The sequence below is a fragment of the Microcoleus sp. AT8-B5 genome, assembly GCF_036705565.1.
In the GTDB taxonomy this organism is placed as follows: Bacteria; Cyanobacteriota; Cyanobacteriia; order Cyanobacteriales; family Microcoleaceae; genus Microcoleus.
In genome coordinates this window covers 220,062-233,836 of sequence record NZ_JAUBUY010000001.1, presented here as the reverse complement: position 1 = coordinate 233,836, position 13,775 = coordinate 220,062, and the positions used below count along the sequence as shown (strand labels likewise).

The window sequence follows — 13,775 nt, the reverse complement described above, 5'->3', positions numbered from 1 at the left end:
CCAGAAACCGGTTTTATTCAAGAAACCCGGTTTCTCTGTACTTCACTTACCTGGAAAGTGCTGTAGTACATTTACATCGATTAGTAGACCATCCGTAAATGCGGAATAATATCAACTCAGCCCTTCATCGGAATGATTCATCTCTCTTCCCTTCCTCTGTATCCTCTGCGTCCTCTGTGGTTTAATCATTCCAATAGAACCGGAATTGAATATCATCAAGAAGCTGAGGAATTAATGCCGGTTAATTGCAGGAAAAGCAAAAACAACACATCGGTAACTAAATCCCATCTGCTAAGGAATGAGAATTAAATAACTTCCACAAGTTTGTGGGATGGGCGTCCCGCCCGTCCACTCATGACGGGCTATAAGAGCCCATCCCACAATAACAATTAAAATTGTAAGTTATTTAATTCGCGATCGTAAGGGGACTCGCCATGACGACAATTCCTGAATTTGTAACTCCTAATTCCCAAAGGGCGGTAAATCAAGTAACTGATTTTTAGAAGGTGGAAGTTGGGCGGGATTTTTGCCTGGGGCGGAAGTTTGGCGGATTTCCAGAGCAGTTTCGCCGGGATTTGCAGTGCGAGTAGGTACTATCTCTAAAGAATATACTGTCTCGGTTTTTGCAGGGGCAGGATTTTGGGCTTTCGTGAGCAAGTCAACGGCATCTCCGAGGGCGCTAGTTAAATTTTTGCTAGTTTCGGCGTGACGGGCTTCTTCTTGTTTGAGGGCTTGAGTGAGTTGTTTAACTTGTTCGATCGCCCGATCGCGCTCTTCGAGAACTTCTGCTAACTTAGCTTTAAGTTCGCCAACTGTTTGCAGTTGTTCGACTTCCTGCTGGCGAGCAACTCCAGCATCGTCGCCTTCGGGCACAATGGGGGAAAAATTTTGTAATTGCTGTATTTGTGCTTCCAGAGAAGCGATGCTTTGCTGAGTTAATTTAGCATCATTCCGCCGCTGCTCGGCTTCAGTATTGTAGAGTTGGCGCCACTGAGCGGCACTTTCACCAGCCTCATCGCGATCGCGCGAAACTTCTGTTAACTGCTGTTGCAGCCGCTTGATTTCATCTAACCACTGTCTGACATCCTGAGCCATAATATTGATTTTAGATTTTAGATTTTAGATTTTAGATTGGGGAATTGGGAATTGGCAATTGCGAGTTGATAATGGCTTATATCGTTTCCGGTTGCATCGGAATGATTTAACCGCAGAGGGCGCAGAGAACGCAGAGGGAGAGAATACAGAGAGGAATAATTCCGATGCAACCGGATTTGATATTAATTAATTAACGACTTGTGTACCTCATCTTTCGCCCCATTGCCTGTGCGCTATGAACATTTTTTACTGGTTGCGCTACCTGATTTTAGCTTTGTTTAAGGCGCTTTTAAGGCTGCTGAGAGCTCTCAAACGGAAATTTGGTGGTTTTTGGCTGTTTTGTCGGTGTTTGACTTGGGGGACACTCAAGGAAGTCGCCGCGAAGGCGGGAGAACAGCGCTTGCCGGGGCTGTCAGCGGAAATGGCCTACAATTCTATGCTGGCGCTGTTTCCGGGGCTGTTGGCTATCTTATCTGCGATCGCCCTCTTTGAACCTTTGCAGTCAACACTGTATCAAATCGCCCGTCTTTTGGGCGAAGTTATACCCGATGACGTGCGGAAGTTGATTGGCGGCTTAATCAAAGAAATTCTGTTAACTCGCAGTAAAGGGCTGTTTTCGGTGAGCTTTCTTGGGGCGATTTGGGCATTTTCTGGAGTAATGAGCGCGGCGATGGCTGCACTCGATCGCATCCATGACATCCCCAGCGATCGAACTCGACCATTTTGGAAAGCAAAACTTATTTCTCTGGCGCTGAGTATCGGTACAATTGTGCTGTTAATTCTAGCATCGGGAGTAGTCTTTGTCAGCGACTTAATTGTACAAGCTATTGCCCGCCAGAGTTGCCTGCTGGAGTCCGTCGCCAATTGCGATTTAAAAGATGTTCAAAATTGCTTGCTCCTCGCCGGCAATTGCCCTTTGGAGTCGCAACTGTTAGGTGTTTGGCGGCTGTGGCGGTGGCCGATTTCTTTGGGAATTATATCACTAGCCTTTGCTTTTGTTTACCGCTACGGGCCTAGCCGCCGTCAACCAGATATTCCTATTTTTTCGGGAGCTGTTTTTGCTGCTATTTTGTGGGCGCTTTTTTCAGCTTTATTTCGGTTTTATGTTTTGCACTTGGGCAATTACACTTGGACTTACGGCACGATCGGAACTTTTATTGTGTTGCTGCTGTGGCTCGATCTTTCTTCTTTGGTGATGCTGATCGGCGCTCAGTTAAATGTAACAGTGGGAAAGGCTATCAAACAATCAAAATTAAAATAATTTGTTAAGTTTTAATTGTTAATTCTTATTTGTTATTTGCCGGATGCTGGCTTACCGACGGAGTAAAGTGCTGAGAATACCCGCAACAAAAGACAACAAAATCAGTATCCAAATTACACCACCGGGAATGAATGTCAAGAGGCCAACACCTCTGAGAATCCAAACTAGGAGGGTGAGGCCCAGGATAGTCAAAAAGATACGGGTAGATAGTCGCATTTGAAATCTAGGAGAATTAGTCATGTTGAATGTTAAAGTTTTGTCTGGATCAATGATAGCTGTTTTATTGGCGATCGGCAGTTACCTCACCTTAATTTCAGTTCCGGGTTCCGCTGTTGCGCCTGGGGGTGCAAATAAGCTAGGCGAAACGGCAAAAACTGCTCAAAAAACACCTTCTGCAAGTTTAACAATTTCCGATCGCACAATTGGAGCGGCGAAGGTGGGGATGACTTTCGGACAATTGAAAAAGGCTCTGGGTTCCACGGCGCAGTTTAAGGTAGAGTCTCCTTTTATGGTAGACTTTGATTCTGTGGCTGTCAGTCGATCGGGAAAAGTGCAATATCGGATTATCTACGCTGCGGGTACAAAGCTAAAAGATACCGATGTCATTGAACTTTTGATGACTGAGAATTCTAATTATAAAACAGTTCAGGGCGTCGGGCCAGGAATGACTCTGAAACAAGCTGAGGCAATTTACGGCAAGGCTACTTTATCTTATAACGTGGATAATGAAATGAGAGAAAATGTGGTTTTTGCCAAGCAACCCACTAGAAACATTATGTTTGTTCCCAAGGCTGATGGGAAACAATTGGGGGGGGTTTACGGGGCTGGTAAAGGGGGATTTTATCAGACTAATAAGTATCACCCGAATGCTGTAATTAAGTCTGTGATGGTGCGGAAGTAGCCTTCGCATCATCCCCAGAAACCGGGTTTCTTCTGAGATATCTCGCCACCCTACCTAAATCATCCGAGAAACCCGGTTTCTTAGCCTAAAATTAAGGATTACCTGTAGTTACTTCCAAATACTCTTCATTGTCAAGATAATCTCTGATATTTTCCAGTATTTGCGTCAAATACTCTACGACTTCTTCCTTCATATCAAATCCGGTAGCATCGGAATTATTCCTCTCTGTATTCTCTCCCTCTGCGTTCTCTGCGCCCTCTGCGGTTAAATCATTCCGATACAACCGGAAACGATATCATTTCTAATAGTTGCTTAATTGTCTTATCTCGTCCAACTTCCTCAAAAGACTTAATGCCGTGCGCTAAGTCATTTCTATTACTTTTAATCACTACAAGATTTTGCCCGTTTTTTGTCTTAGCAAAGTCTGTTTGATATGAAAAACCGTATTTGTCTGCTATTTCTTTAATTAACCTAGCATCCACATTCCCCGAAAACAGTTCTTCACGTTCAAATGTAGCTGTGATGATATCAGTAGAGAGTTGATTAATTGTTAAATAAATTTTCTTAGGAGAACGATTTTTAAGATTTTGGAGGACGATCAGTTTAATTTCAGGTTGGAGTTGGTCAAAGGAGATGGATTTATTTTTAAACTCCTCAAATATGGCTTCAATCGCATTTCGCATAGTGGATTCAACTAAATTATACAGCAACAAAAAAGCATTAGCTTTGAGAGTTTTTGCTAACTCTGGATCGAGGCTTTGAATTTGGTATTTGCCACGAGTATCGAATAAAGCTAACTTCGTTGTCTGTTTTTCCAAGCTTTCCAAAAAAATGAAGTAATCGTTCACCTCTTTGGCGCGTGTATTAAAGTCTAAAAATACAGTATTCATGAGTGTGACATGGCAGTTAATTGCGGAAATATTCAATACGCGCCACTACATTTATTAAACTGGTTGCCTCGGGTTTTGTACAGTAGGTAAAATGAATTTACATTGCCATTAAAAGGATTGTATCCGTTCAAATAAATCTCTTCGGACTTCCTCATTCGCAGCTTCAGTTAATTGGATAGTCCGAACTGTCTTTCGGTTGAAGTTCCTCTGGCGAGGCATGAGTAAATCACTAAACTTAAATCCATTTAACTGCTCTATTTTTTGGAGTCCAATTAAGGTTAATTCGTTGTTAACAAATCTAGTTAGGGTAAGAATGCGTTGTGCACCGTATACGATCTCTAAACGTGGTTCATCATTTTCATCATGGCCGATATCAACAACGAATATAGAAGGTATTGGCAGCCCCCAAATTACCGATTCGATAAACTTTGATTGCCTTGCTTAATCCCAAACAAGTTCGCGTTGGTAGTCGGGAATAAACAACTTATTAGTATCATCGTTAATTCCTTCCATATATTTTTGAACAAGTATTTCGAGGGGATAGTCTCTCGTATCGTAATTAATTTGCTTCTGCTTGTCGCGAATTTCCATTTCAGCAGCATTTCTGTCTTGAAGCGTAATTTCTTCGAGTTTCGATCGCATATTTTTAAGTAACGAGAAAGTGTTGTGGATACGATAATTTTACCACAGCCCAAGGTTGATAAATTCCTGTTCGGAGAATTTTAGTCTTGAGGCCACCCCAGTGTAAATTCTGATTTGGCTGAGAGGGTACGGACGATCGCACTTATCAAAAAAAGTGCGTGAAGCGAAGCTATCCCGTAGGGAATCGCCAATGTTTAATTAACTGAAACCGCCGCGAAAATTACCATTTATAACGCGCTGGTGACGGAATTGGAAGGGCGGCCCAAGGCCGATAAACGGTGACTGTCCCCACTGGAATCGAACACAACCTCGAACTTAACGTGGGGTATAGTTTGACGCAGAAACTGAAAATGCCCGTCTGCATCTGAACGACTGCGGAAGCGGGCAACAATTATCCATTGCTCAGAGGGTAACAAACGGGCGATCGCCCAACAACACAAGCGTTCTTTGTATGTCATCATAGAATTTGTCTCCATTGAATGTTGGAGCCAGAGCCAGCCCGGAACCTTGGACAGTAAGGGGCTGGCTTTTGACTGTTTACAGGTGGTATTATAACACACAATGACGTACAATAAGTTAAAACAACTTAAAATGAAATATTTTTATCGGTCTTAACTCAAAACAGCGTAAGATGGACTGTATTGAGATTTTTTGTAGTGCAACGAATGGCTTCACGGGGAAGAGTTACCGCATACCTACCAGAGGAAATTCAAAAAGCTCTGGAAGAATGGGCAGAAGAAGAAAGCAGATCCGTTAGCAGTTTGACAACTTACCTGCTGACGAAATCTGTTAGAGAGCGCCAAGAGCAGAAAAAGGACCAATCCCGGAGCGATCGCCCGAGTTGAAGACGGCGCCATACTGAAAGGGTTTGCAGTGTAAAATTTAAGACAATTGAAGTAAAACCGTGCCCACCTATGCCTTCACGAATGCGAGTTACAGTTACACTGCCAGAAGACGTTCATCAAGCCTTGTCCGAATGGGCCGAAGAAGAAGATAGAACCCTCGCAAACCTTCTCTCCCATGTCGCAGCTAAAGCAGTCAGAGATCGCCAAGAGCTCAAAAAAGATAAATCAGAAAACGATCGCCCTTAAGAACGATCGCCCGCAATCCCATCCGCGTCCACCCGCCTACATCTGCGGTCAAAAAAAGAACCACCGCCTCAAAAAAATAAGGTGGGCCGCAGCCCACCCTACTCAAATTATTTCGCAGTCACCAACTGTGCCGGCAGCCGCTTAAACGCCAACCTTTCATTCTCGATATCCACAAAAATGGTATCGCCGTCAGCAAAATCTCCCCGCAAAATACCCTTCGCCATTTGCGTTTCCAACTCGCGTTGAATTCCCCGCTTCAAAGGCCGCGCACCGTAAACCGGATCGTAACCAATTTCTGCTAAGAAGTCGATCGCAGATTCCGACAATTTCAGAGACATTTTGCGATCGGCTAACCGTTTTTCCAAGCGCTTAACTTGCAACAGCACAATCTGCCGCAGTTCCGTCTTACTCAAACCGTGGAAGATAATCATCTCATCAATCCGGTTCAAGAATTCCGGGCGGAAAGTTCCCCGCATCGCTTCCATCACCCGACTCCGCATTTGTTCGTTATCTCCCGCCACATCTAAGATGTATTGAGAGCCGACATTCGATGTCATAATAATCACAGAATTCTTAAAGTCTACCGTGTGACCTTGAGCATCGGTAACGCGGCCGTCATCCAGAATTTGCAGCATGATGTTGAAGACATCCGGGTGCGCTTTCTCGATTTCATCGAATAGAATCACTGAGTAAGGACGGCGGCGCACAGCCTCAGTTAATTGTCCGCCTTCATCGTAGCCAACGTATCCCGGAGGCGCACCAATTAACCGCGAAACCGCGTGTTTCTCCATGTATTCCGACATATCAATTCGCACGATCGCCTCTTCAGTATCGAACAGATAAGACGCTAAGGCTTTAGCTAATTCGGTTTTACCAACACCCGTGGGGCCGAGGAAGATAAAACTCGCAACCGGACGATTTGGGTCGGCTAAACCTGCGCGCGATCGCTGAATTGCATCTGCAACCGCAGTCACCGCTTCATCCTGTCCAATTACCCGCTTGTGCAGTTCATCTTCCAAGTGCAGAAGTTTCTGCATTTCCGATTCAACTAACTTGCTGATCGGAATTCCCGTCCACTTGGAAATAATCTCCGCAATGTCACCTTCTGTAACTTCTTCCCGCAGCAAAGTTTTACCTGTGGTTTGAGTTGCTGAAAGTTGAGCTTCTGCTTCTTGCAATTGTTTTTGCAGTTCAGTTAACTTGCTATATTTCAACTCAGCCGCGCGGTTTAGGTCATATTTTAATTCAGCTTGCTGAATTTCAATATTCACCTTATCAATCTGTTCTTTAATCTTTTGAATGTTGCCGATGACACCTTTTTCCGATTGCCACTGGGCATTCAAAGCGCTTTGCTGTTCCTTGAGGTTTGCTAAGTCTTTTTCCAGTCTTTCCAAACGTTCGATAGACGCAGCATTACTTTCTTTTTGCAGCGACAGTCTTTCCATTTCTAGCTGCAAAATCCTGCGGTCGATTTCGTCTAGTTCTTCCGGTTTGGAGGTAATTTCCATTTTGAGTTTAGCGGCTGCTTCGTCCACTAAGTCAATGGCTTTGTCTGGAAGGAAGCGATCGCTAATATATCGAGTAGACAAAGTAGCCGCCGCCACTAGGGCGCTGTCGGAAATTTTTACCCCGTGGTGAACTTCGTACCGTTCTTTCAAGCCCCGCAAAATCGAGACAGTATCTTCAACTGTCGGTTGGTCAACATAAACTTGTTGAAAACGGCGTTCTAGCGCCGCATCTTTTTCGAGGTACTTGCGGTATTCGTCGAGAGTTGTAGCGCCGATACAGCGCAATTCTCCCCTCGCTAACATCGGTTTTAGCAAGTTGCCGGCATCCATCGATCCTTGCGTCGCACCCGCACCGACAACGGTGTGAATTTCATCGATAAATAAGATGACTTTGCCGTTGCTGTCCATCACTTCTTTGAGCACCGCTTTCAAGCGTTCTTCAAATTCTCCCCGGAATTTTGCACCTGCAATTAAAGCGCCCATATCTAAGCTAATTAATTGTCGGTCTTTGAGAGATTGGGGGACATCTCCGGTGATAATTCGCTGGGCGAGTCCTTCGGCGATCGCAGTTTTTCCGACTCCCGGTTCCCCAATTAGTACGGGGTTGTTTTTGGTGCGACGGCTCAAAATTTGAATCGTGCGGCGGATTTCGTCATCCCGTCCGATTACCGGATCGAGTTTGCCTTGACGCGCGGCTTCAGTCAAATCTCGGCCGTATTTTTCCAGCGCTTCGTATTTGCCTTCTGGATTTTGATCTGTCACTTTGTTGTTCCCCCGGACTTGGGCAATAATATCTTTGAGCTTGGCTTCATCTAGTTTAAATTCTTGTAGTAAATTTTTGCCAAAGCGATCGTCCTTAACGTAACCTAGTATCAAATGCTCGATCGAAATAAATTCATCGCCGTACTCTTTGCGATAAGTTTCGGCGCGATCGAGTAAAGTGTCGAGAGAACGACCGAGATAAACGTTGCCGCCGCTGCCAGTGATTCGGGGCTGACGACGGATAAACTCATCAGTGCGATCGCGCAATTTTGCTACAGAAACTCCAGCTTTGTTAAATAAGCTGCTAGCAAGTCCCGATTCTTGTTCCAGCAAAGCTTTCATCAAATGTTCGCTTTCTAGCTGCTGCTGCTGACCTGCTTTGACGATTTCGGGGGTGCGGGCGAGGGCTTCCCAGGCTTTTTCGGTAAATTGGTTTGGATTATTTGGTTGCATAAATTTTAATTCCCTGCATTAAAAATGATGATTGCTGTAGAGGCAATTGCTCGATCGCCCGTACAATTGTCATTGTAGGGAGTTGCGGAGGGGGGGGCGGATCGGTGTTCCCCTATCTTGAGATAGGTATTTCCGTCCTGTGTAGCAGTCTCTCGCAAGGAAAAGCAAACTTTCGCGCCTAAAAGTTGGACTCTTGGATAAGACTGAGATGTTGCACCATTGTCAATAAGCTTTTTATGAACAGGCTTTTCGGCCTGTTCCACAAGAATAAAATTCACTTTTTGTGGAACAGGCCGAAAAGCCTGTTCTTGAGAATAGTGCAAGATGTGAGATAAGGCCAAATATCACATTAAAAATGCTTTTTAGTGCCACTTGAAAAAACGGCACATTCTTAAACAGTCTCCTGCTGCGGAAAATGCAGAAACACTCATGTAAATAGGAGAGAGGACTTGAGAACCGTCACAGTCCTATAGCGAAACCCGAAGCGTTATTGTTTTACTCATCAATAACAGCCGCTATAACTCTCACACCTGGAAAAGATAGCTATGAAAATTTTACCTTTAATTTCGTTAGGTATTATAGCAAGTGCCGCGATCGCACTAGCCCCTGAAGCTTTGGCAAGTACCTGGCGTGCCGCACACCGGATGTCTGGTTTTTCCGCCGACAGCAATTACTACTTGTACCTAGAAAGTTCCAGAGATACAGGAGCGGGAATTCCCAAAGCAGAATTGCAAATTGTCCAAGTTGCTGCAAATTCCTGCATCAGAAATGGGTGTATCGAAACTAAATATGGCGAACCAGACTCCAATAAAAGCACTAAAATGGCAGAAGATGACTTGCTTAAAAAAACTTGGAATAGCAGGCAAACTTTGAAGTTAACTCCTCCTCACGCTGGAACTAAACTCAACATTATTTCTCGTACTCCCGGAGCTAATGGAAGCGAGACAGTCGCCGTCAGAGTCAATACAGCAAAGCCTTTACAAATTCGCCTAGAACAGCGGCAAAAAAATGCTTCTGCTGGCAGAGAAAGCGCCGCCATGCGTCTTGTAATTAATCATAACGGTCGGCAGCGTGTCCTCGGATCGCTAAACAATTTTCAAGATTGGGTGTTCTCTTATTCAATCCGAGAAGTTCGTTTGTCTCCGAACCGGCGCAATGTCGTTGTGCTGGTGGACAAGACAGAACGCACTTTTGAAGGAGTCTTGAAAACTACTGTTGTACAAGGCTTTCTTCTTTAGGCTTGCTATATTCCCAGGTTTTGACCTGGGAATTATCAAAAATTACGCAGAACCCCTATCTGTAAGGTGCACAACGCGCACCTACAGATAGAGCCTGTGCGTAAGTCCGGGTTGTTAATTATTCTTTATTGTGATAATTGATATATCAATACATTTTAAAATTTTCCTCTTCCTTCCTCCCTCTTTCTTTTTCCTGGAATATCTGCCTCCTGACTATTGATATCATGTCCGATGATTGAGCGCGATTAAATGCCGGGGCGGGTTTACAGATTTTCCCGTTTCTATTCAATATCTTGGCGAACCCGCCCCTACAGGAATTATGGTTAATTGACCGGACATGATATGACAAATGCTCAATCATTAATCCGTGTATCCGCGTCCAAATCCATATCTTGCCTGACAATCAAGCATCCAGGATACAAGCCCCCGGATTCATTCGTCCAGAAATAAAAAACCTGTATCCGAGAAACTTGCCCCCCGAATCGATCCGTAGGGTCAATGCTTCAATTCTTTAATCTAAAATCTAAAATCTAAAATCTAAAATCGATTGACTTCATGCCTGCATCACAACCCGTTCCGGGAGACTGACAATAAAAGTAGAACCTTTCCCGTCTTCGCTTTCAACGCTAATTTCGCCGCCGAGAATTTGACACAAACGCTGGCTAATTGTCAATCCCAAACCCGTCCCTCCGTATTTGCGGGTAGTCGAAGCATCAGCTTGGGTAAAAGGTTTAAATATCTGCTCTAATTGCTCGTTTGTCATGCCGATGCCGGTGTCGCTGACTCGAAACATTAAAACTTGAGAAGTGTAGCTTGAACCAGAGTGAATATCATTATTTTTATTTTGTTTGGTCGGTCTTGATTTTTCTATTTTCATTCTTTCGACGCCGATAGTAATGACGCCTTTTTCGGTAAACTTGGCAGCATTGCTGAGCAAATTAAGGAGAATTTGCCGCACTTTCGGTTGGTCGGCGTACATTGTACCGAGTTCGCCTTTGGTTTTCAGTGCTAAAGAATTGCCTTTTTTTTCTACTAGCGGTTGAGCCGTAGTCATCACTTCTTCAATCATGGTCGCCACGTCGAAGTTTTCCAAATAAAGGGTGACGTGACCGGCTTCTATTTTGGAAATGTCGAGGATGTCGCTAATCATATCCAGCAGGTGTTTGCCGGCGGTTTGAATTTTTTCTAAGTCTGGCAGAAAGTCTTCTGAACCCGAATCTTGAGCATCTTCTTGCAGCATTTCGCTGTAGTTAATGATGGCGTTGAGGGGGGTGCGTAGTTCGTGGCTCATGTTGGCGAGAAATGCACTTTTCGAGCGGTTGGCAGCTTCGGCTGCTACTTTTGCTTCGTGCAATTCTTCTGTGTATTCCGCTACTCTTTGGATTAGTTCGTTGAGGGAAATTGCTAGCATTCCCACTTCGTCGGAAGTAGTGACGGGTACTTGCAAGTCAAAGTTAGATTCTTCTGTCACTCGCTGAGCGATGAGGGTTGTGGCTTCTAAGGAGCGAGCGATCGCCCCGCTGGTGTATGCTGCTAGAATTGCTGCGATCGCACCTGATATCAAGAGAGAGCCTACGAGAATGAGAGTTCCGAGTTTTTCGGCATTTTCGTAGGTTCTCAATGCCTCGTCTGCTTTCTCGCGAAAGTTGACGGCCAGTTGGGCTGAATCCTCGGAAAACTGTTTGAGTTTCAAAGCAGTTTCGCCGGCCACAAAATTGTTCAAGTTCCGCCCGAAAGCCTGCTGCTGTTGCGGATTCAAAGCAGATAATTTGGCAGCAGCCAACAATTTTTGTACTTGTTGAAAGTATGATTCTACGGTTTTGCCGTTGGCTTGAGCGAACTGTTGAAGCTGTTGGTAGTCTTTGGCAACATCGGGATTCTTCGTCGGCGGTAGAGTTTGCAGTTGTTCGAGGATGCCGCTCATCTGAGCAACGCGAGTCAGGAATTCCGATCGTTCGCGATCGAAAATTTGCGGTTTGGCCGTCAGACTCGCGAGCTCTTGCTGCTGAATTCTGACTTCCTGCACCGTGTGATTGAGGTTTGTTAAGATTTCCGCTTTGTCTCGGTCGATCGCTAGTTTTTCTCTAACTTGCTGTTTGTGATAGGATTCTACTCCCCGTCCCGCCACAGCACCCAAAACGGCAATACCAATGACCAATGCGTATCCGCAGCCGATTTTCTGCCTGATACCCAAGCGGCCCAACAGACTTTTCAACCCTATTTGAGGACGGTTCTGCAGTTGATTTTTCAAAGCTAAGGTTAAAGACATGGGCAATGTACTCGTCACCTTTGAGAGGCACCATCTATATTCTAATTGATGCCTGTCTGAGGGTAAATAAAGTTCTGGCTTCAAGCCAGCTTTCGGCAGTTATTGGGCCTTTGCAGGGTTCCACAGCTCGATCGGCTTGACAGTTTGGATGAGTTATGCGTAACAAATTATAGCAGAAGGAAGAAGAAAGAAGGAAGAAACAGTCAAAGGGAGGGTTTGAGTGATTAAGAACCTACTCACCGTCGGGCGTGGTTGCGAGATAAGTTGCGAGTTATAAGTTGCAAGTTATGAGTTAGATTTCTGATTAAAAACTCTACTCTCCTGGCAACCTACAACTCTATCCTTGTTCCCCTACTGGCAAAGTCGAAATTGTGCTATCTCAGCAGGAATTCTTGAAGCATTAGGTACGCTAGCACTTGCTGGAACGAAGATTCCCAGGCCGTAACTGCAACCCTCTGCCGTCGTGCATTCCCCAGGCTTAGCACTGATTTGATATTCGCCTTGGGATGGGGGAGTAAAAGAGATTGACGCCAGTTCGCCTGTTTTTTGACTCACAGCGACTTCCTGACCGCTTGCATCCTTGAGAGATAAGTTTAAATCCTGGCAATTTCCATCGCAAGTGGCAACAAAAACATACTCCACATTAGGATGCAGCGTGGCTCTAAAAGGAGATGAAACTTGCTTGCGAACTTGGCCCAGCAACGGCACAAATACTAATTTTTGACCGTTGCCTTTCCGCTGATCAAATTCAGTTTTCAAGCGACAAACAACCGTTTTTTGGTCGTCCGTCAGTCCTTGAGCAATAGCATTTCCTACGATTGTAGTACCGAGGAGCAGGGCCATGCCGGAAATAACCAGATGTTTGATATTCATTGATGTCCGGTAAAGTTAATTTTGGGTGATTGCAATAGACCGCTTTTGTCAGCAGTCTATTAGTTTATCTGGAGCCTATCACATTTGTTGGGGAATTGGGAATTGGGCATAGGGCATAGGGCATGGAGAATTGGGCGTGGGGCATGGGGCATGGAGAACTGGTAACAGTTAACAGTCAACTGTCAACCACCAATAACCAATAACCAATGACTAAATCATTTCTTGCGAAAATCCCACGCGGGAACAAATTTAGAATCTCCCCAAACGCCGCGGCGATTTTTCTTAGCTTCTGCTTCCGCTTGTTCCAGAATACTTGCACTCGGACAATTTTTCAAGTAAGGACGGTAAACCATTGCTAATCCTTCGCGGGTCAAAACTTCTTGGGCAAATGTGCCGTTTGGCAAGCGAACTTCGCTCACTTTGCGGCCGTAGCGGTCAGTATCGGTGACGGTCAAAACAACGCGGCCGCCCCCTTGATTGACAAGCTGCTGCATTCTTTGGTGCGCTAGATTTCCCCACTTAAATTGATTTTTTTTTGCTGCTGCTTTGCTATTTTTTTCAGCATTTGTGTGGGCGACTTCCGGTGCATCTATGCAGGCAAAACGCACTTTTATATCTTTCCCGGCGGCATCGCTGGCGACAAGGGTGTCGCCGTCGCTGACTCGCTTGACAGCATAGTTGTTGGGCGCTAACTTTTGTGGACACCCGAATAGTAGCAATAGCAGAGCAACTGCACTTAAGGTTTTTATTTTTGGGAAAATGGCGATTTTAAGTTGGCTCATATTTCTGTGT

The 13,775-nt window shown here is 44.9% G+C and carries 15 protein-coding genes; 5 read left to right on the top strand and 10 right to left on the bottom strand.

Annotated features, from left to right (window positions below; genetic code table 11):
* Positions 1-462 precede the first annotated feature (462 nt).
* A complete protein-coding gene (locus tag QUB39_RS01070) occupies positions 463-1,095 on the bottom strand; it encodes a hypothetical protein (protein WP_333052789.1) in 633 nt (210 codons plus the stop codon).
* Positions 1,096-1,330: 235 nt separating this feature from the next.
* On the opposite strand from QUB39_RS01070, the gene QUB39_RS01065 reads away from it, so the two are divergent.
* The gene (locus tag QUB39_RS01065; RefSeq protein WP_333212815.1) at positions 1,331-2,356 is read left to right on the top strand and encodes a YihY/virulence factor BrkB family protein; all 1,026 of its coding nucleotides are present in this window, start codon (positions 1,331-1,333) and stop codon (positions 2,354-2,356) included.
* Between the two features lie 238 nt (positions 2,357-2,594).
* On the top strand, positions 2,595-3,257 hold the full coding sequence (locus QUB39_RS01060) for a hypothetical protein (RefSeq protein WP_333212813.1): 663 nt from the start codon (positions 2,595-2,597) through the stop codon (positions 3,255-3,257).
* A gap of 269 nt (positions 3,258-3,526) precedes the next feature.
* Here the strand turns inward: QUB39_RS01060 and QUB39_RS01055 are convergent, their stop codons facing one another.
* From QUB39_RS01055 to QUB39_RS01040, 4 genes are all read right to left on the bottom strand, one after another.
* Positions 3,527-4,147, bottom strand: a complete 621-nt coding sequence (locus QUB39_RS01055) for an MAE_28990/MAE_18760 family HEPN-like nuclease (protein WP_333052785.1) — start codon at positions 4,145-4,147, stop codon at positions 3,527-3,529.
* Positions 4,148-4,255: 108 nt separating this feature from the next.
* Positions 4,256-4,570 carry a GmrSD restriction endonuclease domain-containing protein gene (locus QUB39_RS01050; RefSeq protein ID WP_333052925.1) on the bottom strand — a complete coding sequence of 105 codons (315 nt, stop codon included), beginning with the start codon at positions 4,568-4,570 and terminating at the stop codon, positions 4,256-4,258.
* A gap of 18 nt (positions 4,571-4,588) precedes the next feature.
* Positions 4,589-4,789: a hypothetical protein gene (locus tag QUB39_RS01045; RefSeq protein ID WP_333052783.1), complete on the bottom strand. Its 201-nt coding sequence runs from the start codon at positions 4,787-4,789 to the stop codon at positions 4,589-4,591.
* Between the two features lie 227 nt (positions 4,790-5,016).
* Positions 5,017-5,250 (bottom strand): hypothetical protein, encoded by a 234-nt coding sequence (locus QUB39_RS01040; protein ID WP_333052782.1) that lies wholly within the window; start codon positions 5,248-5,250, stop codon positions 5,017-5,019.
* A 204-nt stretch (positions 5,251-5,454) separates the two neighbouring features.
* Here QUB39_RS01040 and QUB39_RS01035 point away from each other — a divergent pair, with 204 nt between their 5' ends.
* The gene (locus tag QUB39_RS01035; protein ID WP_332960054.1) at positions 5,455-5,634 is read left to right on the top strand and encodes a ribbon-helix-helix domain-containing protein; all 180 of its coding nucleotides are present in this window, start codon (positions 5,455-5,457) and stop codon (positions 5,632-5,634) included.
* Positions 5,635-5,703: 69 nt separating this feature from the next.
* Complete coding sequence (locus QUB39_RS01030) at positions 5,704-5,880, top strand: ribbon-helix-helix domain-containing protein (protein ID WP_333052781.1); 177 nt, start codon at positions 5,704-5,706, stop codon at positions 5,878-5,880.
* 107 nt (positions 5,881-5,987) lie between these two features.
* Here QUB39_RS01030 and clpB read toward each other — a convergent pair whose 3' ends face one another.
* Together clpB and QUB39_RS01020 are read right to left on the bottom strand one after the other, a co-directional pair.
* Entirely contained in the window at positions 5,988-8,603 is a 2,616-nt protein-coding gene (clpB, locus tag QUB39_RS01025; RefSeq protein WP_333212811.1) for an ATP-dependent chaperone ClpB, read from the bottom strand.
* Positions 8,604-8,608: 5 nt separating this feature from the next.
* Complete coding sequence (locus QUB39_RS01020; RefSeq protein ID WP_333212809.1) at positions 8,609-8,881, bottom strand: hypothetical protein; 273 nt, start codon at positions 8,879-8,881, stop codon at positions 8,609-8,611.
* 267 nt (positions 8,882-9,148) lie between these two features.
* Here QUB39_RS01020 and QUB39_RS01015 point away from each other — a divergent pair, with 267 nt between their 5' ends.
* Positions 9,149-9,841, top strand: coding sequence for a DUF2259 domain-containing protein (locus QUB39_RS01015; RefSeq protein WP_333052778.1), 693 nt, complete (start codon positions 9,149-9,151; stop codon positions 9,839-9,841).
* Between the two features lie 553 nt (positions 9,842-10,394).
* Here the strand turns inward: QUB39_RS01015 and QUB39_RS01010 are convergent.
* The 3 genes from QUB39_RS01010 to QUB39_RS01000 form a co-directional block, all read right to left on the bottom strand.
* A complete protein-coding gene (locus QUB39_RS01010; RefSeq protein ID WP_333052777.1) occupies positions 10,395-12,110 on the bottom strand; it encodes an ATP-binding protein in 1,716 nt (571 codons plus the stop codon).
* A gap of 351 nt (positions 12,111-12,461) precedes the next feature.
* Complete coding sequence (locus QUB39_RS01005; RefSeq protein ID WP_333052775.1) at positions 12,462-12,983, bottom strand: hypothetical protein; 522 nt, start codon at positions 12,981-12,983, stop codon at positions 12,462-12,464.
* A gap of 215 nt (positions 12,984-13,198) precedes the next feature.
* Positions 13,199-13,765 (bottom strand): thermonuclease family protein, encoded by a 567-nt coding sequence (locus tag QUB39_RS01000; RefSeq protein ID WP_333052774.1) that lies wholly within the window; start codon positions 13,763-13,765, stop codon positions 13,199-13,201.
* Positions 13,766-13,775 lie beyond the last annotated feature (10 nt).

What these genes read in the sequence shown, in the direction of transcription:
- QUB39_RS01040 (WP_333052782.1), bottom strand. Translation starts at nt 5,250, where the DNA reads ATGATGACATACAAAGAACGCTTGTGTTGTTGGGCGATCGCCCGTTTG.
- clpB (WP_333212811.1), bottom strand. Translation starts at nt 8,603, where the DNA reads ATGCAACCAAATAATCCAAACCAATTTACCGAAAAAGCCTGGGAAGCC.
- QUB39_RS01070 (WP_333052789.1), bottom strand. Translation starts at nt 1,095, where the DNA reads ATGGCTCAGGATGTCAGACAGTGGTTAGATGAAATCAAGCGGCTGCAA.
- QUB39_RS01015 (WP_333052778.1), top strand. Translation starts at nt 9,149, where the DNA reads ATGAAAATTTTACCTTTAATTTCGTTAGGTATTATAGCAAGTGCCGCG.
- QUB39_RS01055 (WP_333052785.1), bottom strand. Translation starts at nt 4,147, where the DNA reads ATGAATACTGTATTTTTAGACTTTAATACACGCGCCAAAGAGGTGAAC.
- QUB39_RS01060 (WP_333212813.1), top strand. Translation starts at nt 2,595, where the DNA reads ATGTTGAATGTTAAAGTTTTGTCTGGATCAATGATAGCTGTTTTATTG.
- QUB39_RS01065 (WP_333212815.1), top strand. Translation starts at nt 1,331, where the DNA reads ATGAACATTTTTTACTGGTTGCGCTACCTGATTTTAGCTTTGTTTAAG.
- QUB39_RS01005 (WP_333052775.1), bottom strand. Translation starts at nt 12,983, where the DNA reads ATGAATATCAAACATCTGGTTATTTCCGGCATGGCCCTGCTCCTCGGT.
- QUB39_RS01010 (WP_333052777.1), bottom strand. Translation starts at nt 12,110, where the DNA reads ATGTCTTTAACCTTAGCTTTGAAAAATCAACTGCAGAACCGTCCTCAA.
- QUB39_RS01035 (WP_332960054.1), top strand. Translation starts at nt 5,455, where the DNA reads ATGGCTTCACGGGGAAGAGTTACCGCATACCTACCAGAGGAAATTCAA.
- QUB39_RS01000 (WP_333052774.1), bottom strand. Translation starts at nt 13,765, where the DNA reads ATGAGCCAACTTAAAATCGCCATTTTCCCAAAAATAAAAACCTTAAGT.
- QUB39_RS01030 (WP_333052781.1), top strand. Translation starts at nt 5,704, where the DNA reads ATGCCTTCACGAATGCGAGTTACAGTTACACTGCCAGAAGACGTTCAT.
- QUB39_RS01045 (WP_333052783.1), bottom strand. Translation starts at nt 4,789, where the DNA reads ATGCGATCGAAACTCGAAGAAATTACGCTTCAAGACAGAAATGCTGCT.